The following is a 23,751-nucleotide window of genomic DNA, read 5'->3' as shown; positions in this document are numbered from 1 at the left end:
TTATTCCATCATGGCAGTGAAAATGATCCGCGACGTCATTCGCGACACGATCGACGAGGAAATGGCCCGCGACGAGAACGTCATCATGCTGGGCGAAGATATCGTCGGCGGCATGGGTTCGCCCGGTGGCCCCGAAGCAATCGGCGGCATCTGGGGCACGTCGGGCGGGCTTTGGGCCAAATATGGCTCCGACCGGGTGATCGACACGCCCATTTCCGAAAGCGCCATCATCGGCGCGGCGGCGGGCGCTTCGCTGACCGGCAAGCGCGCCATCGCCGAAATCATGTTCGCCGACTTTATCGGCGTCTGCATGGACCAGATCTGGAACCAGGTCGCCAAGTTCCGCTATATGTTCGGCGGCAAGACCAAATGCCCGATCGTGATCCGTATGCCCTATGGTGGCGGCTATAACGCCGCGCCCCAGCACAGCCAATCGATCCACGCGATGGTGACGGCGATGCCGGGTTTGAAGGTGGTCATGCCCTCGACCGCCGCCGACACCAAGGGCCTGCTCGCCCAGGCGATCCGCGACGACGATCCGGTCATCTTCCTGGAGCATAAGGCGCTGTATGGCGTGAAGGGCGAAGTGCCCGACGGCGACTATCTGATCCCCTTCGGCCATGCGCGGCAGGTGACGCAGGGCGACGACATCACCGTGCTGGCCACCGGCATGATGGTCGGTTTCGCCGAGAAGGCGGCGGCGGAATTAGCGCAGGACGGCATCGGTTGCGACCTGATCGACCTGCGCACCACCAGCCCGCTGGACGAAGAAGCGATATTGGACAGCGTCGAGCGGACCGGCCGCTTGCTGATCGTGGACGAGTCGCCGCCGCGTTGCAGCTTTGCCACCGACCTGTCAGCGCTGGTCGCCAACAAGGCCTTTTCCAGCCTGCGCGCGCCGATCGAGATGGTGACCGGCCCGCACAGCCCGGTGCCCTTCGCCCGCGAACTTGAATCCGCCTATCTGCCCTCGCCCGAAAAAATCGTGGCGGCGGCGGTCAAGGCCATGTCCTACAGGCGGGGATAAGCAGCCATGGCCAATCTGCGCGCATTCGCCATGCCCAAATGGGGCATTGAAATGACCGAGGGCGTCGTCGCCGAATGGATGGTCGCCGAAGGGCAGCCGTTCAAGAAGGGCGACACGCTGGCGCTCATCGAAACCGACAAGATCACCAATGAGGTCGAGGCCGAAGCCGACGGCATGTTCCCGCGCCTGATCGCGGAAAAGGGCGGCACCTATCAGGTCGGCGATTTGATCGCGGTATTGACCGGCGCCGATGACAAGCCGTCCGCGCAAGAGGTCGAGGCGTTCATTGCCGGCTTCCAGCCCGCCGACGCCAAGCCCGCGTCCAAGGCAGCCGCGCCATCGTCGCCTCCGCCATCGGCCGGATATGGGCAACCCGCCGCACCGCCCGAGGCAAAGGCCGTCACGATCCCGGCGGACGCCCATATCAGTCCAGCCGCTCGCGCCTTTGCGGAAGCGGAGAGCGTCGATATTGCCGACATCGCGGGGTCCGGTCCCGATGGCCGCATTACCCTTCAGGACGTGCAGCAGGCCAGTCTGCCGCCCGTCGCGGTCGGTGGCGGCGCGGCGGTCGATACGACCCCAGTCGGCAATGCGCTGGGCGACGTCTATGCCAGCCCGCTGGCCAAACGGCTGGCTGTCCAGCACAAAGTCGATCTTTCCAGCCTCCGTGGCACCGGGCCGAAAGGGCGCATCTGCAAGGCAGACGTGCTTTCGCAGGTGCAGCCATCGGCACCTGCCCCGGCAGAACCCGCCGCCCCCATGACCTTCGCCCGGCCCCTCTCCGGCGCGGCGGAGGTCATCAAGATGACGCCGATGCGCAAGGCGATCGCCAAGGCGCTGAGCCACAGCAAGTCGACCATCCCGCATTTCTACCTGCGATCGAAGATACGGATCGACGCGATCCTGGGCCTGCGCGCGCAGGCGAAGGCGGCGACCGGCGAAGCGCCCAGCATCAACGATTATATCGTCCGCGCCTGCGGTCTGGCGCTCGCACAGCATCCCGACGTCAATGTGCAGGTCCATGGCGACGAGATTCATCGTTTTGGCAGTGCTGACATCGCCGTGGCAGTCGCCACCGACAAAGGGCTGATCACGCCCATCGTCAAGGGCGCCGACACGCTGTCCGTCGCCGCCATATCGCGGGAGGTGAAGGCTCTGGCCGAAAAGGCACGCACTGGCAAGTTGCAGCCCGAAGAGTTTCAGGGCGGCAGTTTCTCGATCAGCAATCTGGGCATGTTCGGCATCGACCAGTTCGATGCGATCATCAATCCCCCGCAGGGCGCGATTTTGGCCGTGGGCGCTGGCACCCGTCAGCCGATCGAGATCGGCAACGCCTTGGCCTTCGCGACAATCGTGGAGATGTCGCTCAGTTGCGATCATCGCGCGATCGACGGCGCGGTCGGCGCGGCGTTCATGCGGACATTGAAGGAACTGATCGAAGACCCGAAGCTGCTGACGGCATAACGACGGGCGGGGGCTGTCCTACATGCCCCCGCCTGTCTATACTGACCCACGGACGCACAAATAGGATCAGTCAACCGCAATAATATTTCGAGATTGGCGGGAAATATGCGAACTTAAGCCCGGTCGCCCAGCCAAGCCCGGCTGGTCCGCATCAACTCTGCGGCGCGGGCGTTAAAGTCGGGAAAGCCGTCCCGAAGCACTTTCGACCGCTCCTCGATCCCGATTGGCAATCCGTCCGGCAATGCCGCCAGCAACTCGTCTATCGCCAGGCCCCCGCGCCCCAGAGCAACCCGGCCATCAATGGCCTCGACCAGGATCGCATCGGCATCACCAGGGTCAGCCCCCGGGATCGGCGCATCGCATAATTGCGCATAGCCCAGCCACCCCACCGGCACGGCAGCGACATCCGCCAGCGTGCCGCCAGACCGGGTCCAGTGCAGCGCATCGATGAGCAACCCCATGTTGGGCGCCTCGATCTCCTTCAGGATAGCGCTAGCCTGCTGGACCGTCTTCACTTCCGTGAACAGGCCGAACTCCAGGTTGATCCTGATGCTGCTGCCCCCATGCGCCATCAGCGCCGCCAGCTTGTCCCGCGTCGCGCCCGCATCAGGATCGCTGCTGACGCACAGCACATTGCGCGCGCCCAGTTCCAGGCCGATGTCGACAATGCGCAGATGATCGGGATCGATCGGACCGGGCTTGATCCACACCACTTCGACATCCAGCAGCGGCAGGCCGGTCGCCGCCAGCGCCGCCTTGACCGCTCGCGTCGTGGCGGCGGTCCAGTCTGCTACCTCGATCCACATGCCGCCATAGTCGAACCCGGCATGGGCCGCCGCTTCGACCAGTTGCACCGGTGTCGCCTCCGGCATGATGCCCGCCGACATGGCCAAAGGATGGGCCATCGTCAGCCTGCCGCCATCGCCGCCGCGACTGCCGCTTCGATATCCGCCTTGGACGGATTACCGCGCAGGCTCAGCCCGCCATTCACCTGCATATTCTCGCCGGTCATGAAAGATTCGTCGCTGGCCAGCCAGACGCAGGCCGCCGCGACATCCGCCCGCGTGCCATGGCGACCGAGCGGATACCCCTTGCGGAAGGCGTCCATCAGGCCCGGCACGGCGGTGGCGTCGGCTGTCATGGGCGTTTCGGTGACGCCCGGCGACACGCTGTTGAAGCGGATGCCGCGGTCGCCAAACTGGTTGGCGACGCTGCGGATCATATGGTCGGTGCCCGCCTTCGTCGCCATATAGGCGTCATGATCGTGGAACATGATCGTCGCGGTCGCCGAACTAATCTGGATGACCGACCCGCCATTCGTCATGGTCGGGATTAGCGCTTGCAGAAACTGGAACGGCCCGCGCAGTTGCAGCGCATACATCCGGTCGAAATCCTCGTCGGTCGTTTCGAGGAACGGCTTGAGCAGTCCCCAGCCGGTGGCGTTCACCGCAATATCCAAACCGCCAAGCGCCGCCTTGGTCGCATCGACCATAGCGAAGATGCTCGTCCGGTCGGAAAAGTCGCAGGGCAGCGCGACGCCGTCAATTTCTCCCGCCAGCGTTTCCAGCACATCCATATTGCGCCCGGCGATCGCGACCCGCGCGCCTTCATCGGCAAAGCAGCGCGCGATCGCCTGCCCCATATTTTCAGCGCCTGCTGCGCCCACGACCAGCGCGGCTTTGCCCGAAAGGCGGCCCATCAGACGAACTCCTCCGTCCGCGGCGTTCGCCGCAGCGCCTGGCCCGCGGTGACGTCGATCCGCTGGCCGGTCACAAACGCCTCGTCACTGGCGAGCCACAGCGCGGCGTTGGCGATATCCTCGACCGTGGGGAACCGCCCCAGCGGCATTTCCTTCAGGAAAGCATTGGTCACCGCCGGCATGGCGAAATAATCCTCCGTCATGGCGCTTTTGGTGAAACCCGGCGCGATGGAATTGACCCGGATGCCGCGTGCGCCCAGTTCATTGGCGGCGACTTTGACCAGCACGTCCGCCCCGCCCTTCGACCCTGCATAGGCGCCATAATCGGGCGCCTGCACCAGCACGGTGAGCGACGAGGCGGTGATGATCGATCCACCGCCCTTGCCATTGGCGGCAGGGGTCATGGCCAGCGCCATTTGTTTGATGAACAGCCCGGTGCCGACAAAATGCACATCTGCCTGCTGCCGGAACAGGTCGGCGCTAGTGTCCAGTATCGCGCCCGAACCGCCAATGCCTGCATAGTTGACCGCGATGTCCAGTTGCCCATAGCTATCGATTGCCGCCTTGGCGAGCGCGGCTAGTTGCGCCTCGTCCGTAATGTCGCAGCCGACGGCGATCGCGCCCAGTTCGGCCGCCACCGCCGCGACAGCATCCGCCCGGCGGGCCGCCAGCACCAGCTTCGCGCCCTCGGCAGCAAAGCGCCGCGCGGTCGCCGCGCCCATGCTGCGCGGGTCGGACGCGCCCAATATGATCGCAACCTTGCCGTCCAATCGTGCCATCATCATCTCCTGATCGCTATCAATAGTCTTCGCTGTCGAGGACGGTGAATTGACGGAAGGCGAAGGCCCAGACGCCGTTGCGTTTACGGTAGCGATCGTCGTAGCAGCCCTGCACCCGCATTCTTCTGCCATCGACGGTGCGCGCCACTTCGCTGGTGTAGGATCGCCCGGACGCGCCATCCCCCTCGATCGTCACCATGCCCTGCGAAGCGATCATCACGACGAAAGGGAAACCCGCCATCGCTTCCACCCATGCCGCGACGATGGCGTCCCGGCCCTTGACCGGATCGGGACCGAAGAGGGACCATTCGCCTTCTTCATCCCAGGTCGATGCCCATAAGGCCGCGTCCCGCCGGTTCACGCCATCGGCATAGCGCGCCAGCACATCGTTGATCGCCACCCGGTCCTCGAACAGGGACATCAGTCTCCGTCCGCCGGCAGCGCACCATGGATGCCGCACGCATCGTTGAGCAATTCATGGAAGCGCTGGATGCGCTTTTCCTGACCCGAAATCGTGCCGCCCTTATAGCCCATCGAGTGCAGTCCTTGCTGCTGCCCGACGGCGACCGACATATCCTGATCCGCCACATAGCCCAGCGTCTTGTCGCCATAGATCACGACCTCCCGCTCGGCCGGCGCAAAGGGCACGACGCCGACCGGGGTGACGACTTCCGTGCGCCCGTCGACCGGCGGCATGAGATACCAATGGTCGAAAATACATTTTTCCGGGTCAGTTGGGTGTGGTTCGGACCGCAATATCTGGAACCCGTCGGGGCTCATCGTGATCGTCGTGTTGGGCCAGAGCGTATAATGATAATAGTCCGTCAACATGCTGTCGGTCATCGTGTCGAAATGCCGATAGCCCCGTTCCGGCCCCAGCCGCCGCTTGGCCTGCTGGATCGCCACCCGCGCCTGGGTCGCGCGATCGGTGAAATCGGCCGGGTCCAGCCCCCATTCGCGCAGACTGTCCTCGACCAGTGGCTGCATCGCATCGGGATAGTCCAGCCGCTTGGACGGGTGGCACCCCTTTTGCACCATGCGGTTATGGCCGCTGGGATACATTTCGAAACTGGTGTCGGTATATTCGTCGTCGATGAAGCTCGCCAGTTCCGGGTGGAGCGTGGGCAGGTGATAGCTTTCGTTGAAATTATCGCGAATGATCTTCCAGTTGCTCGGGATTTCGCAGCGCACGTCCAGCACCCGCGTCATCGTTTCCATCTGGTAACCCGCCAGTTGATCGGGCAGCGGCGCCAACCATTCCAATAGCGGCGTGGCTTCCCGGTCCATATTGAACCAGACGAACGGTCCCCATGTGCCCACGGCGATCTCGGTCAGATGCGCCTTGCCGCACGGATTGCCGCCGGGAAAATCCTCCGCATCCTGCGCAAACAGCAAGGTGCCGTCCTTGCCGAACTGCCAGCCATGATAGGAACAGGTGATCCGTTCGCTGCTGCCCATGTCGGACCAGAGCAGCCGATTGCCGCGATGGACGCAGGCGTTGAAGAAGGCCTTGATCGAACCATCCTCCTGCCGGATCATGATCACGCTGTCGCGCATCAGATTATGGGTGATCCAGTCCCCCGGCTCCTCCAGGTCAGCCAGCATCCCACCGATATGCCAGACCTTCGCAAAGACGTTGCGCCATTCGGCGCGCGCCCAGCGCTTGGAATAATAGCGTTCTCCGGTGATCGGATCGCCGCGCACCGGCGGATCGAAATCGGCCAGCGTCCGTCCCAGAAAATGCTCTCTTGTCATCGCCCATCCTCTTCCCAAGCGCTTGCGCCTGGCGCGCGTGCAGTGGCGGCAGTCTAGGCTTTGGAGGGTGGCTGAGAACCTCAGCTTTATATTAGGGTAGGCGTCGGGCGATCATGGCCGTTGATGGCGGCATGACCTGCAAGATGATCCAGGAACCACATCCGGTCCCGGCTGTTATATAGGAACGTATCAAGAACAACGAGGCGATCATGACTGAACTGCACAATCCCAAACTTGACGAGCATCCGGCCTCGAACGCCGAAAAAGATCCTGCCAATTGGGTATCGGGTGATGAACCGATCACCGGGGCGCAGGCGTCCTATCTGGCGACCTTGTGCGAGGAAGCAGGCGTGGCACTGCCAGCGGATGACCTGACCAAAGCGGAGGCGTCGCTGAAGATCGACGAGATGAAGGCCAAACTCGGTCGCGAGTGAAGGCGAAGCGGCGATATCGAGCCGATACCCCTTATTGAACGTCGATCATGAGAATAGCAGGAAAAGCACCGCAAAATGGCGGAACCAGGATCGGCCGACAAGCATTGAAAGTCCGCGCGGACCAATCCTGTACGCCGTTCGTTGATCCCGATATGCTGACACCTCGCACCCTGTCCAACGGCATCAAACAAACCATCCGCCGTCAGGTGGTCGACATGTTCAATGACCATGGCAGGGGGGAAACGCCGGTATCGAGAAGCGCCGACGCGCTTTTCGACGCCGGGTCGGTTGCATGGCGTGTGCATGGCGACGTTGGGTCGATGATGGTCGGCGGGATCAGCAGCCTGCTCATGCAGATGTTGCATCCGTCCGTTCTGGCTGGCGTATGGGACCATTCCAATTTTCGCGCGGACATGCACGGGCGCCTGCGTCGGACCGCCCGCTTCATTGCAGTAACGACCTACGCCGATCGGGCATTGGCGGAAGCCACCATCGCGCGCGTTCGCAGCATTCATGACCATGTCCGCGGCACGCTGCCGAACGGCGCAGCCTATCATGCCAATGATCCTGCGCTTCTGGCATGGGTCCACGTCACCGAAACCACCAGCTTCCTCAATGCGTGGATTCGCTATGGGGAACCAGCCATGTCCGCCGCCGATCAGGATCGATATTTCGCGGAAATGGCGCTGATCGGCCAGGCGATGGGGGCCAGCCCGGTCCCCACGTCGCGATCCGAGGCGCAGGCCTTTATCGAAACCATGCGCCCCCAACTGCTGGTCGATGGGCGCACCCAGACAGTCGCCAGACTGATTATGCAGAGCCGCACGGCCAGCGTGGCGGTAGAAGCGCCAAAACGGCTGGCGGTTCAGGCGGCGGTGGACCTGCTTCCGTCCTGGGCGCGCGCCATGCACCGGCTGAACATCTCCCCATTCGAGCGCCCGATCGTGCGCGCAGGCACGTTCGGCGTCGCGCAGACATTACGCTGGGCGTTCAAATGACGACGCCTGGCGATCCCATGACGACGGGCCGTTCGCGACGCGGAAGCGGACGCAAAGGTGGCACATGACGCAACGCGCCTGGTCGTCACTATAAATATAATGCCGCGCATGGGCCATCACCCCTTCTCATCTGAACACCTGCCCAAACGTCACACCAATGCGTCAGTCACGCTATAATTTTTGCCATGCGCGCTAATCTGCCTCGACAGTAAACTGCGCCACGGAGGACATGGGGCTTTTCATTTGTGTCCTGTCCCCGATTGCGCGGAAATCCGCAATCAGCGCACTCGGCGTGATATCGATAAGAACATAGCCCGCATGATCGACATCGCTGAAACGGACATGGGGGTTATTGGCCCTGATGTCGCCGAACCGGCCGGGCGGCGGAGACGCGGCCGCAAGGGCGGAGGTGACGATTTCGGTCCCGACCTTTTTGTTGGATGCGTCATGCAGGTCGTTGAGCCAGAAACTGTGGACGTCGCCGCTCAGCACCACCGCATTGCGCACCGCGGATCGGGCCAGGCCCGCCAGCACCCGGTTGCGATTGGCGGCATAGCCGTCCCACTGATCGCTGAAACTGCTGGTCCGCGCGGCGTCCAGCCACAGCGGCGCAAAGAAGACCTGTTGCGCGATCAGCGTCCAAGGGCGACGTTCGCTTTCCAGTCGCCCGGCCAGCCATGCCTCCTGCGCTGCCCCCATGATGGTGCGATCCGGCGCGCCGGCTTCCGCGCAGTCGCGTATCGGCACGTTGCGCGCCATGTGCGGCATCGCGCAGGGCGGGGCGGTGCGATATTGGCGCGTGTCCAATACCGATAGCGACACGAGGTCCGCCCAATCGACGGCGCGATACAGAAGCGGCGCAGAGCGTTCGAGCCACAGGCTGGGCCGGATCGGCATATGCTCGAAATAGGCCCGATAGGCGGCGGCGCGGCGCGGCGCGAATAGTTCGGGCGGAAGAGCATCGCGATTGGCGAGGTTAGCATAATCGTTCAATACTTCATGATCGTCCCATGTGACGATCCATGGGGCGGCCCGGTGAGCCGCCTGTAAATCCGGGTCGGTCTTGTACAGCGCATGGCGCTGGCGATAATCTGCCAGTGACTTCGGCTCCGGCGCGCCGAAATCGCGTATCTTCGGCTGGCCAACATAGCTCTGCTCATAGATATAGTCGCCCACCTGGAGGATCAGGTCGGGCTGCGCTGCAACCAAGTCGCGATAGGCGCCGAACCGCGCCTGTTCCCAATGCTGGCAGGAGGTGAGCGCCATACGCAGCCGGTCTGCCGTCCGCGGAACCGTGACAGCCCGGCCGACAGGACTGGTGGCGCCAAGAGCGTGGAAACGATACCAATAGGGGCGTCCCGGCGACAACCCGCTTATCTCCACATGGACAGCATGGGCGCGTTCCGGGCGGGCCAGCCCCTGCCCCGCTTTCACGATGTGACGAAAATGCTCGTCGGTGGCGATTTCGTAGCGAACCGCGACGGCATGGGCCGCCAGCGGCGTCGCATCGGCGCTCAACAGGCGCGTCCACAGGACAAAACCGTCTTTGCCCGGATCACCCGAAGCCACGCCCAGGGCAAAGGGGTCCGACGTCGTCCGCGCGTGCAGGTCGATGGTCACAGGGGCGACCAGCATGAACGCCGCCATGGCCTGCATCACGGCGCGGCGATGCCAGAGCTGTTCGTCGATCGACATGCCCGTGGGCGTTAGGTCGGCTTCATGACCGCACCATGACGTGTTGGCCCGCTGTCTTTGAAATGCAACCAAACCGTAGCGCCAAAGTCTTTCTCCGCGGGTAGCGGCGCACCACCGATCATCCTGATCGGGGGGATATTAGCCATGAAGTTCAGGACAATGCTGCAGACGTCTGCAACCTGCATCCTGCTGCTGAACGCGGCAGCGGCGCAGGCTCAAACGACTACAGGAGAGGGCAATGCGCCCGCAGCCGCCCCGGCAGAGGGCGACGCAGCGCAAAACGAGATCGTCGTCTATGGCCAGGGCAAGGTCCGTCAGGAACAGACCGTTTCCGCCAAGGCGATCGAAATCCTGGCGCCGGGCAGCTCGCCGCTCAAGGCCGTTGCGCGGTTGCCCGGTGTCGCGCTCCAGAGTTCCGATCCTTTCGGCTCTTATGAACTGGGCACGCGCCTGTCAGTCCGTGGTTTCAACCAGAGCCAGATGGGCTATACGCTGGACGGCGTCCCGTTGGGCGACATGTTCTATAACGGCCATAACGGCCTGCATGTCAGCCGCGCGATCGCTGCGGAAAATATCGCACGGGTGGACGTGTCGCAGGGCGCGGGCGCGCTGGGCATCGCGTCGACCAGCAATCTGGGCGGCAATCTGGAGTTCGTATCGCGCGCCCCTTCCCAGGAAATGGGCGGAGAGATCGCTGCCACTTATGGCATGTACGACACCGCCCACATCTATGCGCGGTTGGAAAGCGGCGAACTTCCCAGTGGCACGCTCATCTCGCTGTCGGGCGTCTATCATGACGCGGACAAATGGAAGGGTTTTGGCAAGCAGACCGATCGCAAGGTCAACGGCAAGATCGTACAGAAGATCGGCGACGCAACGCTGACAGGATGGGTCAATTATTCGCTGCACAAGGAGCGCAATTATGCGGACCTGTCGCCCGCGACGCTGGACCGCATCGGCTATGATCTCGATTTCCTCGCCCCGGATTTCGACACCGCCGTGCTGTTGTCGCAGGTCAGCGCCAACAAGACAGCCGCCGCAGCCGGACGCCCCCTTCCCTTCCCCACGGCGGGGACCAGTTTCCCGGCGCCCTACACCAATGTCAACGACACCTATTATGACAGCGGCGGCGTGCGCGAGGATGTGTTGGGTGCCATGACCCTGGACGTGCCGGTAAGCGACTGGCTCGACGTGGCGGCGACCTATTATCATCATTATGACAAGGGTAGCGGTGGCATCTACACGCCGGCCAAGTTCAGCCCGGATGGCTTTCCCTTGTCGGTGCGGACCACGGAATATGGTATCAATCGCGATGGCGGCATCGTCAACGCGACCGCGCGCCTGGCCAACCACACCATCCAGATCGGCTATTGGCATGAGGATAATGACGCGATCACCGATCGCAACTATTATGCCGTCAGCCAGACCAACCGGCCCGATGTCACGGATTTCCTGAAAAACCCGTTCGCCAGCGACTTCCTGACCGACCTGACCACCGTCACCAACCAGTTCCATGTCAGCGACAGCTGGCAGCTGAGCGATGCACTGACCATCGCAGGCGGGTTCAAGGGCGCGCGTGTGGAAAATGGCATCACGACCACGTTCGGCACGCCGTTCATCAACGGCAAGATCGCCGCGAAGGACTGGTTCCAGCCCCAGATCGGCGCGACCTTCAAGGCCGGGCGTCAGGAATTCTTCGCCAATTATGCGGAAAATATGCGTGCCTATATCAGCTCCTTCCGGGGGCCATTCGGCACCACACAGGCGGGGTTCGAGGCGATCAGAAATACGCTGAAGCCTGAAACATCGCGCACGATCGAAGCGGGCTGGCGGTTCGACGCGGGCGCGCTGAAGGGTGTCGTGACCCTGTATGACGTGAAGTTCGAAAATCGCCTGCTGGCGGCATTTAGTGGGGCGAACATTCTGGGCAACCCCAGCATCCTGCAAAATGTGGGCAGCGTCACCAGCCGGGGCATCGAAATCGGCGCGACTTATCGCGTGACGCCCGCCTTGTCGTTGATCGGTTCCTATTCCTACAATGACAGCAGCTATGACGACGATACCGTCAATGGCACCGCACTGGTCCCCACCAAAGGCGTGCGCACCGTCGATACGCCCGCGCATCTGGCGAAGGGAGAGGTCAATTATGACGACGGCGCCCTGTTTGGCAATTTGTCGGGCGCCTACACGTCCAATCGCAACCTGACCTATACGGGCGATTTGAAGGTCAAGTCGTACATATTGTTCGATGCGGCGATCGGCTATCGCTTTCCAGAAGGCAGCCCGCTTGGCGGCATAGAGCTGCAGGTCAATGCCGTTAACCTGTTCAACAGGGATTATATCGCCGCCTTGGGCTCGGGTCAGTTCTTCAACAATGCGACGTCGCTGAACAACACCATGCAGGCCGGTTCCCCACGACAAGTGTTCGGAACGATCCGCAAGAAATTCTGATGGGACGCGGATAGCCGACAGCGCCGATATGCGCTGTCGACTATCCGCCGAGCCACTTCAGAGACGCGTTAATGTCTTCCGGTCTGTCTTACGACTTTTGGTCAACTGGCAGCCGCCAACCGTATTTTGCACCGCCGATGCTAGCTCGAACGCACAGACGCCCTTCGATCCGGCATCACGCGTTTCGGTGTCATAGGCGCAATTTACACCTGCGGGACGGTGCATTTGATGTAGAAACTATTTGCGTTGGTCGTGCGCGGCAACGGGGGCCATAGACGAAACGCAGAACTAGTTCGCGATCGCGTATGTCGATGATGTTCAGATCCGCAACCCGCATCAGGGGCGGAAGGCGGGGGACCACCCCGCCATGTTGGGCCTTGCGCGCCCCGAGCGGCTTATGCACGGCATTGATGTGGCAATGAAACACGGCGGCGAAGTGTAGGTTTGTAAGCGATGCAGATGGTGTATTTCAGCCGGCAGCTGGAAGGCGCTGATCGATGATGGGGCGGTTGGGAGGTGGCAGTTGACTGGCGATCGACCTGCCGCTTTCATGGATGATGAGCAATAAAAAACCCCGCTTGTGGGCGGGGTTGTCTGGTGCAATGGATCCTCGCTTTTGCGGGGACGGCGCAAATCTTGGCGTTCGCTAGCTTACTGAGATTTACGATGGTTGCGGGAGGGCGATGCAACCGGAGCCGACATCCGATCTCCGCACAAATATGATAGAAAGCGCCTATTCACGAGACTATAGGGATTTCTATTTGCGGCAAGGCCGTTGACCATCATGCCGTCATGGCTCTGATAAAACGTTCGCCGAAGAGCACGGCAAATTACGCCTTTGCCATGTTCCACTCGCGGGCGGCATTTTCCACTCTTTTCCCGATCGGTTCAAGATCAGAAGGAGGAGCTTGGTTGCCGACCCATAGTTGGGGATATGCCGCCGGGCATGAACAGCGCGGCGAAGCTTGGAATTGAGCGCCTCTATAGAATTTGTGGCGTAGACGATCCGCCTGACTTCATCGGGGAAGGCAAAAAATGGGATGACCTCATTGCAAGACCGACGCCAACTTTGGCCGATAGCGTGATAGCGCTGGCCCCAGAAGCTGGCCTCGAACACCGTCAATGCCTCTTCGGCGGCGGCATCGACCGCACGGTCGACGGCCTTCAGGGCCGTTCCGCGCGCCTTACGGTCTTTTCACGCCACAAAATCAATCGAGTTTCGCAGCATATAGACGACGCAGTTTTGAACCATCGCTTCGGGGAAGACGGCGGTGATGGCGTCGGGAAGCCTTTGAGACCATCGACGACGGCCAGCATGACGTCTTCAACGCCACGGTTGCGCAGTTCGTTCACGACGCGGAGCCAGAACTTGGTACCTTTATTCTACTCCTGCCATAGCCCCAGGACCATCTTGGTGCCGTCAGCCATGACGCCTAGGCAAATATGGATCGCCCTATTGCGCACCATGCCTTCGTCAAAGAAAACTAGGGATAGGCTGGGTCCAGCCAGCGTTGCTACGAGGCTGCCACGTCCTCCAGCACGGCTTCGGTGATCGTGTTGATCAGATCGGGCGAACCATCAATGCCATATAGATCGCGCACATGGTCCATGATCTCTCGCGTGCTCATGCCGCGCGCACACATCGAGATGATCTTGTCATCGAAGCCTGCGAAGCGACGCTGATACTTGGCAATCAGCTGCGGATCGAAACTGCCAGCCTGATCGCACGGCGCCTCGATCTCGATCCGCCCACCGTCGGTCGTTACCGTCTTGCGACCATCATCATTGCGGTTGTTGGCGACCTGATCATCATGTCTGAGATGATGATCCATCTCCGCGTGAGGGCCCGTTCGGCAAAAGCCTTCTTCAGGGAATCGAGCAAGCCGCCCTGGCTGAGCGCCGCCGCCGCGTTAGTGCCAGCTAACAGCTGATCGAGAATCTCATTCGGTATCGAGGGTTCTTGCCGTCGTGACATACTGGGTCTCTTTGTTGCCGATTATGCCTCGCCGCACACGGAAATCCTGCCAATCCCCTATTCACTAATGAATTGGGCCTGAGAGTGCAGAAACGCCAAATGCCGTAATCTTCGGGTATCTGGATAGCAGATCAGTTTGTTCGCAAGCCAAGCACGGATATGCCCTTGAGTTCTTCGGGCATATCAATGTTGAAAGAAAGGCCCTCAGTCTCAACCAATGCTGCCTGCAATCGCTGGCTCAGATGACGGGAAAGACTGTTCGAACGGCAGAAGTAATCAAACGAAGTGCGATCATTGATCGCCTCCGACAGCTTTATGGCTGACACATCATGTCAGATCCAAAGCAGCAGTACTTGAATACCGCGGCGGTCAGACGGGCTCGCCTCCGATGCCTCAGTGTAGCGGAACAAGAAGTTCGCGACAGCTTCTCAATCGATCAGCGTGCCAAGTTCATCTGGCGATGATGACGCCCCCGGCGCGACCGGAAAATCGAAACGGCTCCTGACCAATCGAACGATGTGCTACGTCCAACTCCCCTTTTCGGTGTCTACACCCGACCGGGCGGAGGTGTCATTAATCCGCGCATCCCTGGCGGACAACTGCGCCCTTGTACGATCGTCGCCTGGTGACCATCGTCATGCCTCTCTGCTCGGTGTTCGGCCATGATTATACAATGGCATTTCCGTTTTCTTATTGGCGGTCCGCGCCGATAAGGATTTAGCCCCTTTGCACAATCCGCACGGACGGGAGAGGATAGACAATGTTGGCAAGCGTACCGAATTTCCGAGATATTGGGGGATATGACGCCCATGGACAACGCAAGGTCCGGCACGGCCGAGTCTATCGGTCCAGCCAATTGTCGCGCCTGTCCGCCGCTGACGCGGAAAGAGTGCGGTGGCTGGGTATCAAGGCGACGATCGACCTGCGGTCGGAACGGGAGCGTGCGGCCCAGCCGACACCGGCGGCGCTGCGGATGCCCGCCGACTATCTCTCGCCAAAGCCCGACACCGATTTCATCTTCAACCGCATCTTCGCGCAGACAGAAAGGACCGGCCAGGCATGGGCACAGGCGTTCGGTGCCTTCTACGGATATATGCTGGACGCCTATGCCATCGAACTGGTCGCAATGTTTCACGCCATCGCGGACGACAGCCTGCCCGTGCTGATCCATTGTTCGGCAGGCAAGGATCGCACCGGGGCGGCATCAGCGCTGCTGCTCGACCTGCTGGGCGTCGCGCGCGCGGACATCATGGGCGATTATCTGCGCAGCAGCGCACTGCTCGATGGCGACACCCATTTCAAGAATATGCTGTCCGATGCGAAGCTGGATCTCTACGCTGCTTTGCCGGACGCATGTCGACGGGTGATGCTGGGGACCGATCTGGCCTATCTCGATAGCCTGTTCGCAACGCTGGACGATCAGTTCGGGTCGGCCGCAGGCTATCTGGCACATCATGGATTCAATTCAGCCGACATCGACCATATCGTTATGACGCTGACCGAACCGATGACGAAACCGGCCATCGCCGACTGACCAATGGTCGCCGTCAGGGGCGGCTGGATCGGCCGACCGCCCCTGGCGCGCTTCGGATCAGAAGGAGGTGATGACGCTGCGCGCGATAGAGCCGCCCTTGAGTTCCTTATAGGCCTCATTAATGTCGGCCAAGTTGATCTCGCGCGAAATCAGGTCGTCCAGGTTCAGTTTGCCCTCCAGATAAAGCTGGGCATACATCGGTATGTCATGCTTGATATTGGATGACCCCATATAAACGCCGCGCAGATCGACCTGATTGGTCAGCAGGTCGATCGTCACATTGACGTCGATTGTGCTGGTCGGCGCATGGACCCCGATCAGATAGGCGCCGCCGCCCTTGCGAACCATCTTGATCGCCTGTTCGGACGTCGCCTTGATGCCGACCACTTCGAACGCATGGTCCACGCCGCCGGGGATCAGCGCCTGGAGCGCGGCGACGCTGTCGCCCGCCGCAGCATCGATGAAATCCGTGGCCCCGAACCGGCGCGCCAGTTCCTCCTTTTTTGGCTGCATGTCGATAGCCACTATCCGCGCGGCCCCAGAAAGTTTCGCACCCGAAATGACGTTCAGCCCGACGCCGCCGATGCCGATGACCGCAACCGTATCGCCCGGACGGACCGACGCGGTGTTGATCGCCGCGCCAGCACCGGTGATCGTACCGCACCCCAGCAAGGACGCCTGGGCAAAGGGCAGTTCCTTGGGCACGATGGCCAGCTGATTTTCATGCACCAGCGCGCGTTCGGCAAAGGCACCCGTGCCAAACACCTGGGCCACGCCCTCGCCATTGCGGGTCAGCCGGTGGGCATGGTCGGGGTCGTCGCGCAGCGTTTCTTCGGGATGGGTGCACTGATAGGTCTTGCCGGCGATGCAGGCGCGGCAATGGCCGCAAAACTGAATGAGCGACCCCACTACATGATCGCCCACCGCAAATTCGCGCACTTCGGGGCCGATCGCCAGGACTATGCCGGCCAGTTCATGCCCCAGCACGGCGGGCAACGGCACGCCAAAATCCTGTTCGGCGAAATGCAGGTCGGAATGACATAGGCCCGACGCCTTGACCTCGACCAGAACCTCGCGTCCGCGCGGGGCGTCGATGTCGATATTCTCGATCTGGAACGTACCGTCGAGCGAGTTGAGAATGGCGGCCTTCATTATAGTCTCCTTGGGAAAGCTCAGGCGGGATGAGAAGGGGTCAGGCAATCGAGCAGCACGGTCATGTCATCGACCGTTTCCATGTCCCGGCACAGCGCGACCAGCCGGTCGAGGCTGGCCTGCGGTAAGGCTATCGCCGCGAACGGCGCGCAGCGGGCCAGCTTGTCGGCTAGGTCGTCCCACGTCATCGGGTTGCGGCTATGCCCCTTCACATAGGGGGTCACATGCTTGAAATGGCGACCATCCTGCATGGTGATGGCGACACTGAACCCTTCGAACTGATCGACATGATCGGGATCACACAGGATATGCACCCGCTGCATCAACGCGCGGCGGTCATCGTCCATCATCAGGTCGGCGTGCAGATCCTGAAGGAAAAAGCCGCCGGTCATGGCTGCCGTCGCAATCGTATAGGGCGCGCTGAACATGGCCTGCGCCACGGTGCGCGGGTTCCATTTTGCGTCGGCAGGTTCGAACGTCATGCGCGAACTGTTGCTGCCGATACAATCGATCCGGTCGATGTCGCGCCAGTCCAGCGCCTCGCGCTGCATGATCGTCGCAGTGCTGGCGATGAAGCTGTGCGTGAACTTGCACGCCGAATAGGGTTTCATCGAAAGCCCCTCGGCCAGTTGCCAGCGCGTGCCCAGCCCGTCGGTCAGCAGTTCGGGCCGAACATCGTCCCACGCGATATGGCGCAATATGCCGCTCGGTACGCCCTGAAATATCCCGCGTGGGGCGGTGACACCACGCCGCGTCAGCAACGCGGCCTTCACCGCAGTATCGCCAGCGAAACTATGCTGGACCCGCGCCATCTGCGTGCCTTCGGAATATTTATTATATTCCGACATGCCATGGACGGTATAGGCCATGCCCATCGCGTTCCATGTCTCGTCCGCATCCATGCCCAGGATGCGCGAGACCGATGCCGCAGCGCATAGCGGGCCGTTCCATTCGCCCGGCATCCCCCAATTCGTATGATAGCGAACAAGGTTCAGCGCTGCGCTCGCGCGTACGCCCACTTCCGCGCCGGTCACATAAGCGGCCAGAAATTCGCGCCCGCTGACCGGCCCCGGCGCGATACCCAGGACCGACAGCATCGCCGGGACATTCCATTCGGTGACATGGCCGCCGGTTTCATGGACATCGCCCATGTCGATGGCGCGGGCCATCACCCCATTGGCGAACGCGGCCATGGGCGCTGGCACGGCATGGCCATGCACCAGCACCCGCGCCTGCGGCGCCCCGCCCCATTCCGCCACCTGATCGGCGATGGCCGGCGCGACTTCCCAGCCGGATCCTGCGATAGTGACGGCCAACGTGTCCAGGATCGCGCGCTTAGCCAGATCGATGACGTCGGCGGGAATATCCTCGTAACGTGTATGCGCCACCATCTGCGCCAACGGCCCTGCGGGGTCATCCTGCGGCAGTACCGGATTTTCATGCTTCATCGGGTCATCATCTCCGCAATGCCGGGCAATTCGCGCCGGTCGGGGTCAAGCCCGGTCGCGGCGAACCAAGTCCGCTCGCGCGTCGCCTGCGTCTCGCCATAGGCCAGCACCGCGTCCCATAGTTCAGGGGCCAGAGGGATCTGGCCATCCTCCCCCAGGATGATGCGGTCGATCAAACCGCCCAGCGCCACGATGCCATGTTCCACGGCGGCCAGATCATCCCCCTCTATCGCGTCGGCCGACATGATCGCCGCCGCCAGTTCATCGGCGTAGAAAGGATCGACCGACGGCTGCATCGCCTTGGCCAGCACTATCATAGCGTGGAACGAGCCGCTCTCGAACGCGGCGGCCCAGCGCCATTGTTCGCCGATCATCCGCAGATGGCCAATGCACAGGTTGATCTGGTCCCTGGCGAGTCGTTCGCGCGGGGTCAGCGCGGGCAGGATGACCTGCTCCAGCGCCTTTATGACATTGGCGATGCGCAGATCGATACTGGGTAACATCGCTCAAGCCCTCCGTATCAGCTGTATGATGTCGTTCAGGAAGACGGCCCCGGCAGACCCCAGCCAGGTCAGCACGACTTCCTGATGATTATTGCTGGCGACAGATGCGCGCATCGCCTGCCCTAGGTCCATGACCGCGCATTTATAGGCGTTGAGCACTTCATAATAATGTAGCCGGACCGGATCTATCCGGTTGCCCGACGCAGCCTGATACCGGGCGATGAAATCTTCGCGCGTCAGCAGGCCGCTGACCAGAAAGCGGCCATCATCGCCCCAGGCGCCAAACAGCTTCTGCATGGTCCAGGCAATGTCTTCATGGAAGTCGCCGATATGGGCGAGTTCCCAGTCCAGGACAGCGGTGAACTGGCCGCTGGGTTCCTCGAACATGAAATTGCCCATGCGCAAATCGCCATGGACCAGCATCGGCGCGTCGCACGTGGGCGCATGTTCGCGCAGCCAGCGTTCGGCCAGCGTCACCACCGGCACCGGCTCGACCAGGCAATCCCACCACACCTGCGACCACCAGTTCACCTGCCAGATCGCCGCCTGATTGCTGCCCCCGCGCGGTGCATCGAAATAGCGCAGATACGCGCGCGACCAGTCGAAACGGTGCGTCTTGGCCAGTGCGTCGATATATTGTGGTGCCAGCCGGTCGATCAAACTGCCCAGACGCCCGCCCATGCCGGACACGCCCGCCGCGCCGCCTTCGCTGGGCTGCGTCACCCCGCGCACAAATTCCAGAATGACGGCGGGCTGCCCCAGCAGATCGCCATCGGCATCGAACCAGCGCACCGGCGCGACCGGCATATAGTGGCCCATGATCCGCTGGATCTCACCCTCCCGCCCCCGGCAGGTCTGGGCGATCGCCTCCAGCGGGTCCATGCGCAGCACCAGGCGTTCAGGATGCGCGCTGGCCCTGTGGTGCAGGGTGAAGGCAAACTGTTCCTTCGAAGCGCCGCCCGACATACGCTCGACGTCGCTGATCGCGATCTCGTCCAACCCCTTGGCCGCAAAGAAGCCGGTAAGCATCGCCGTAACCTGCGCATCGGACTTTGGGCGATAGGGACCAGTGGCGCGCAAGCGGACGGTGCGCTCCAATATGTGCCGGATGCGCGACTCCATCTCGGAACGATCCCATATGTCCACGTCGCTGTCGCGCACGCGCGGGGTTTCCATGGCGGCCTCCTCCATCACCAGGCGAAACGCTCGACATAGGGTTTGGCGAATTTCAGATAGTCGCGGTTCCAGCAGAATTCGCACCAGCCGGTGCCTTGCTCGCCATCGATCGTCGCGGTCACCACGGATTCGTTCAGCAGCACTACCGGGTCGAGGTCCAACTGATATTTGGCGAATGCCTGGCAATCGACGAATACCGAACGTCCGTCGGTATCAGTCACGGTCACCCGAAAACGATCGTGCATCATGTCGGCGTCATAATCGATCGCATAATCAATGTCCTGGACATGCCGCATGACACCGTCCTTGAACAAATATCCGCGCGTTTCGACCTTGCCGAACGACATCATTTCGAAAAAATGCACCGACATGCTCGCCGTGGTCGCGTGGAACCATTTATAATGCTGGTTCAGACCCCAGACGCGCGGTCCCCAGCTATGGTCGCGGATCATGAAATCCTTGAGCGGATAGTCGCGCCCATCGACGCGCAGATTGCCCTTGATGATGCCATGCTGCTCGGTGCGATCATCGCCATAATAGGGCGGATTGCCCTTGGGATGGGAACTGAAGGCGTAGGGCGGGTGCATGGCGGTCCATTGCCCCTCGAACTGGATGCGATCGCTGACCCAGCCCAGGTCGATCGTCTTGAACGGTTCGCGCACGGCCATCAGCAACGGGCCAAAGCGCCAGTCGTCGAAATCCATGTCGTCCGACACCATCTGCTCGACATCTTCCTCGATCGGCGCGGGCAGGCCGGGTCCAAACAGGTGCAGCCGCCCCTTAGCATGGCCGTTGGCGCGTACCGTTGGATAATAGAAACCGGCGATGCCATATTGGGGCAGCACGAACTGGTGCGTGGCCGATTCCCGGCCATCTTCGGCCAGCTTGTGCCGATAGGCATTCTTGACGGGGAAATCCGCAAAACTCTGAGTCATATTATTCGGCATCGCAAGCAACTCCCTCCATGTCCTGTCATTATCGCTATCGTCAGTCGGCAGCGGCCAGCATCGCCGCTATGTCGGGCAGGTCGCCCTGGTCGGGATCCATCTGGTTCGCCTTGAACCAGGTCCGTTCGCGCCGGGCGTGGCGCAACCCATAATCGAGCACTGCTTCGGTCGCAGCGGGTGAAAGGGGCAGATGATCCGCCCCGCCCAATATCGCTATATCCACCGCATGACCCAGGGCGATGCTTGCCTGCTCCAGCGCGGTGATGCTGGTGCGGTCGCAATCCTGCGCCACAGCCAGCGCCGCTTCGAGCGGTTCGCCGATCGAGGCGGGCGCTTCGCCTGCCAGCGCGCGGGCCAGCACGATCAATTCGTCCAGCGACAGCGCTTCATAGCGCAGCGCCGATTTCCATTGCTGGCTCATCATGCGCAACTGGCCGACGACCAGCATCGCCTGATCCCGCGCCAGCCTTTGTTCGCGTGGCAGCGCAGGTAGGATCACCTGTTCCAACGCCTTCGTCATATTGGCAATGCGCAGGTCAATATTGGGCAGCATGGATCAGGCCTCCCGAATGAGCGTGACGAGTTGTTCCAGGAAGACGGCCCCTGCCGAACCCAGCCATGTCAGGATGATGTCCTGGTGATTATTGCTTTCGGTGGCCGCCCGCATCGCCTGACCCAGGTCGATCACCGCGCACTTGTAGGCGTTAAGCACCTCATAATAGCGCAGCTTGACCGGATCGATCCGGTTGCCCGATGCCGCTTCATAGGCGCGCAGAAATTCGTCCCGCGCGATTAGCCCGCACACCAGAAAAATGCCATCGTCCGTCCAGGTGCCGAACAGGCGCTGGATGGCCCAGGCGATGTCTTCATGAAAATCCCCGATATGCGCCAGTTCCCAGTCGAGGACAGCGGTGAACTTGCCGCTGGGTTCCTCGAACATGAAATTGCCCAGCCGCAGGTCGCTGTGGCACATCACCGGCTGATCGCAGACCGGCGCATTTTCGCGTAGCCATCGTTCGGCATAGGTGACCATGGCGACAGGCTGTACCACGCCGTCCCACCACACCTGCGACCACCAGTTGACCTGCCAGATCGCCGCCTGCCGCGTGCCGGGTTGCGGCGCGGCATAATAGGACAGGTCGACCGTGCGCCAATCGAACCGGTGCACCTGTGCCAGCGCGTCGATGAATTGCGGTGCCAGCTTGGCCGCCCAATCGTCATAACGGGTGCCGATACCGGAAAAGCCATGGCCCGTGCCCTGCGTCGGTTCGGTCACGCCCTCGACGAAACCAAGGATGATGGCAGGCTGGCCCAATATGTCGCCATCAGCGTCCACGCTGCGCACTGATGCGACCGGCAGGACGTCGGCGAACGCAACATGCACCTGCGCCTCGCGCCCCCGGCAGGTCTGCGAAATCGCCTCGAGCGGGTCCATGCGCAGTACCAGCTTTTCGCCCGTCTCGTCGCCCTTGTGCCGCAACAGAAACGCAAATTGCTCTTTCGATGCACCACCTGCCATCCGCGCAACGTCGGATATGGTGATGTCCTCCAGCCCCTCGGTTACCGCGAAATAATTTTCCAGCATGGCGACGACCTGCGCTTCGGTCCTGGCCGCATATGGTCCCTTCACACGGTCGCGCACGGTCCGGTCGAGTATCTCCCGGACACGCGGCTCCATGTCATCGCGGTCCCAGATGTCGATGTCCAGCACCGGACGGGCGGCGAGCGTGTCGGACATTAGTTGCCATTCCCTTCCCAGGGAAAGCGGAACCCGCCCTCGCCCATGCCATAGCCGATGGTCCCGTCCACCAGTCTATATTCCATCATCTGTTCGACCATGACGAAGGTGTCGAAGGGGAATTGCCAGCGGAATAGCGGCGTGCCGTTAAATTCCCACAGCTTTTCATCCTCGTCCCACACTTTCCAGTGGACGTGGCGAAAGCCCAGATCATCATCTTCGAACGTGATCGTTTCCTCGACCTTGCCGATATTGTGCCAGCGTTTTCCGTCGTGCAGGATTTTTTGATAGCTATGGCCATGTTCCGTGATGGCGTGGACAGCGACGCAGGCCATGCCGTTGTCGAAAATCGGCCAGGCAAGGCGGTAATGTTGCACCCCGGCCCAGTTGCGCGGCCCGCAGCTGACGTCGCGGAAACCGCTATCGTCGATCGTGATTATCTCTCCGCTGCGCAGGCGCACGGTGCCGGTGACGTTGCAGGTGCCTTCCAGGTGAATATAGGCCAGTTCACGCGCGATCGCATCGTCGCCTTCGGTGCTGGGGACGATGCTGTCGCCCATCGGAAAGCGCAGATCCCATTCCAGATCCGCGCCGAAATCTTCCAGGTCGATGCGGATGCGGCAGGTCTGGAGCGACCTGATCGCCTCCATGCGTACCCCTGCCACCTCCAGGCCGGGGTCCAGCCGGTCGGACGTATAGGGCAACTGCATGTTCACCCGCGTGAACAGCGGCTTTCCGTCCTTGAAGAAGATAGCGAAACCGTTGGTTTCGCCCAGATTTTCCATGATGCCGACGCGAATGAACGCACCCAGTTTCGCCTTGCGGTCATAGAAGTTGAAATAATAGCTCTGGTTCCACTTTGGGATCGCCGGATTGGGAATATAGCGCTCACAATTTTCGGTCATATAGGCGGTGGTGAGTTCCATATTCTTTCCTCAATGCACGGACGCGAAAATGACGCGGCCGCCGGGAAGCG

The 23,751-nt window shown here is 61.6% G+C and carries 20 protein-coding genes and 1 pseudogene; 6 read left to right on the top strand and 15 right to left on the bottom strand.

Annotation, left to right across the window (positions count from 1 at the left end; all coding sequences use genetic code 11):
* Positions 1 to 10: 10 nt before the first annotated feature.
* Positions 11 to 1,027, top strand: coding sequence for an alpha-ketoacid dehydrogenase subunit beta (locus tag CEQ44_RS02420; protein ID WP_088182975.1), 1,017 nt, complete (start codon positions 11 to 13; stop codon positions 1,025 to 1,027).
* Between the two features lie 6 nt (positions 1,028 to 1,033).
* Complete coding sequence (locus tag CEQ44_RS02415) at positions 1,034 to 2,491, top strand: dihydrolipoamide acetyltransferase family protein (RefSeq protein ID WP_088182976.1); 1,458 nt, start codon at positions 1,034 to 1,036, stop codon at positions 2,489 to 2,491.
* 113 nt (positions 2,492 to 2,604) lie between these two features.
* Here the strand turns inward: CEQ44_RS02415 and CEQ44_RS02410 are convergent, their stop codons facing one another.
* Genes CEQ44_RS02410 through CEQ44_RS02390 form a run of 5 tightly spaced genes read right to left on the bottom strand, consistent with a single transcriptional unit; the run spans position 2,605 to position 6,724 of the window.
* Positions 2,605 to 3,396 carry a sugar phosphate isomerase/epimerase gene (locus CEQ44_RS02410; protein WP_088182977.1) on the bottom strand — a complete coding sequence of 264 codons (792 nt, stop codon included), beginning with the start codon at positions 3,394 to 3,396 and terminating at the stop codon, positions 2,605 to 2,607.
* Between the two features lie 2 nt (positions 3,397 to 3,398).
* Entirely contained in the window at positions 3,399 to 4,190 is a 792-nt protein-coding gene (locus CEQ44_RS02405) for an SDR family oxidoreductase (protein ID WP_088182978.1), read from the bottom strand.
* Complete coding sequence (locus CEQ44_RS02400; RefSeq protein WP_217894994.1) at positions 4,190 to 4,969, bottom strand: SDR family NAD(P)-dependent oxidoreductase; 780 nt, start codon at positions 4,967 to 4,969, stop codon at positions 4,190 to 4,192. Before CEQ44_RS02400 ends, CEQ44_RS02405 begins: the two co-directional genes overlap by 1 nt.
* 19 nt (positions 4,970 to 4,988) lie before the next feature.
* Positions 4,989 to 5,390, bottom strand: a complete 402-nt coding sequence (locus CEQ44_RS02395) for a nuclear transport factor 2 family protein (protein ID WP_088182979.1) — start codon at positions 5,388 to 5,390, stop codon at positions 4,989 to 4,991.
* Positions 5,390 to 6,724, bottom strand: coding sequence for an SRPBCC family protein (locus CEQ44_RS02390; protein ID WP_088182980.1), 1,335 nt, complete (start codon positions 6,722 to 6,724; stop codon positions 5,390 to 5,392). The genes CEQ44_RS02395 and CEQ44_RS02390 overlap by 1 nt, the downstream gene beginning before the upstream one ends.
* A 209-nt stretch (positions 6,725 to 6,933) precedes the next feature.
* On the opposite strand from CEQ44_RS02390, the gene CEQ44_RS02385 reads away from it, so the two are divergent.
* Both CEQ44_RS02385 and CEQ44_RS02380 read left to right on the top strand, forming a co-directional pair.
* Positions 6,934 to 7,158 carry a DUF3072 domain-containing protein gene (locus CEQ44_RS02385; protein ID WP_176400243.1) on the top strand — a complete coding sequence of 75 codons (225 nt, stop codon included), beginning with the start codon at positions 6,934 to 6,936 and terminating at the stop codon, positions 7,156 to 7,158.
* 152 nt (positions 7,159 to 7,310) lie between these two features.
* Entirely contained in the window at positions 7,311 to 8,156 is an 846-nt protein-coding gene (locus CEQ44_RS02380) for an oxygenase MpaB family protein (protein ID WP_088182982.1), read from the top strand.
* Positions 8,157 to 8,348: 192 nt separating this feature from the next.
* Here CEQ44_RS02380 and CEQ44_RS02375 read toward each other — a convergent pair whose 3' ends face one another.
* Positions 8,349 to 9,851, bottom strand: coding sequence for an alkaline phosphatase (locus tag CEQ44_RS02375; protein ID WP_088182983.1), 1,503 nt, complete (start codon positions 9,849 to 9,851; stop codon positions 8,349 to 8,351).
* A gap of 144 nt (positions 9,852 to 9,995) precedes the next feature.
* Between CEQ44_RS02375 and CEQ44_RS02370 the strand changes: the two genes are divergently transcribed.
* Complete coding sequence (locus CEQ44_RS02370) at positions 9,996 to 12,302, top strand: TonB-dependent receptor (RefSeq protein ID WP_088182984.1); 2,307 nt, start codon at positions 9,996 to 9,998, stop codon at positions 12,300 to 12,302.
* An 830-nt stretch (positions 12,303 to 13,132) separates the two neighbouring features.
* Here the strand turns inward: CEQ44_RS02370 and CEQ44_RS02365 are convergent.
* A pseudogene (locus CEQ44_RS02365) lies at positions 13,133 to 14,277 on the bottom strand (IS256 family transposase).
* 760 nt (positions 14,278 to 15,037) lie between these two features.
* Between CEQ44_RS02365 and CEQ44_RS02360 the strand changes: the two are divergent.
* A complete protein-coding gene (locus CEQ44_RS02360) occupies positions 15,038 to 15,811 on the top strand; it encodes a tyrosine-protein phosphatase (protein ID WP_088181880.1) in 774 nt (257 codons plus the stop codon).
* 57 nt (positions 15,812 to 15,868) lie between these two features.
* Here CEQ44_RS02360 and CEQ44_RS02355 read toward each other — a convergent pair whose 3' ends face one another.
* The 8 genes from CEQ44_RS02355 to CEQ44_RS02320 are packed head-to-tail and all read right to left on the bottom strand — an operon-like array spanning position 15,869 to position 23,701.
* Entirely contained in the window at positions 15,869 to 16,963 is a 1,095-nt protein-coding gene (locus CEQ44_RS02355; RefSeq protein WP_088181881.1) for an alcohol dehydrogenase catalytic domain-containing protein, read from the bottom strand.
* Between the two features lie 20 nt (positions 16,964 to 16,983).
* Positions 16,984 to 18,411 carry an MmgE/PrpD family protein gene (locus CEQ44_RS02350; protein WP_088181882.1) on the bottom strand — a complete coding sequence of 476 codons (1,428 nt, stop codon included), beginning with the start codon at positions 18,409 to 18,411 and terminating at the stop codon, positions 16,984 to 16,986.
* Complete coding sequence (locus CEQ44_RS02345; protein ID WP_088181883.1) at positions 18,408 to 18,914, bottom strand: hypothetical protein; 507 nt, start codon at positions 18,912 to 18,914, stop codon at positions 18,408 to 18,410. Before CEQ44_RS02345 ends, CEQ44_RS02350 begins: the two co-directional genes overlap by 4 nt.
* A gap of 3 nt (positions 18,915 to 18,917) precedes the next feature.
* Positions 18,918 to 20,090, bottom strand: a complete 1,173-nt coding sequence (locus CEQ44_RS02340; RefSeq protein ID WP_254913621.1) for a phosphotransferase family protein — start codon at positions 20,088 to 20,090, stop codon at positions 18,918 to 18,920.
* A 14-nt stretch (positions 20,091 to 20,104) separates the two neighbouring features.
* Complete coding sequence (locus CEQ44_RS02335) at positions 20,105 to 21,025, bottom strand: hypothetical protein (RefSeq protein ID WP_088181926.1); 921 nt, start codon at positions 21,023 to 21,025, stop codon at positions 20,105 to 20,107.
* 52 nt (positions 21,026 to 21,077) lie between these two features.
* Positions 21,078 to 21,590, bottom strand: coding sequence for a hypothetical protein (locus CEQ44_RS02330; protein WP_088181885.1), 513 nt, complete (start codon positions 21,588 to 21,590; stop codon positions 21,078 to 21,080).
* Between the two features lie 3 nt (positions 21,591 to 21,593).
* Positions 21,594 to 22,775 (bottom strand): phosphotransferase family protein, encoded by a 1,182-nt coding sequence (locus CEQ44_RS02325; protein WP_088181886.1) that lies wholly within the window; start codon positions 22,773 to 22,775, stop codon positions 21,594 to 21,596.
* Positions 22,775 to 23,701: a hypothetical protein gene (locus tag CEQ44_RS02320; RefSeq protein ID WP_088181887.1), complete on the bottom strand. Its 927-nt coding sequence runs from the start codon at positions 23,699 to 23,701 to the stop codon at positions 22,775 to 22,777. The genes CEQ44_RS02325 and CEQ44_RS02320 overlap by 1 nt, the downstream gene beginning before the upstream one ends.
* Positions 23,702 to 23,751 lie beyond the last annotated feature (50 nt).

This window comes from Sphingobium sp. Z007 (genome assembly GCF_900013425.1).
Lineage (GTDB): Bacteria > Pseudomonadota > Alphaproteobacteria > Sphingomonadales > Sphingomonadaceae > Sphingobium.
The sequence above is the reverse complement of the archived record's forward strand: the minus strand, read 5'-3'. Positions and strand labels throughout refer to the sequence as shown.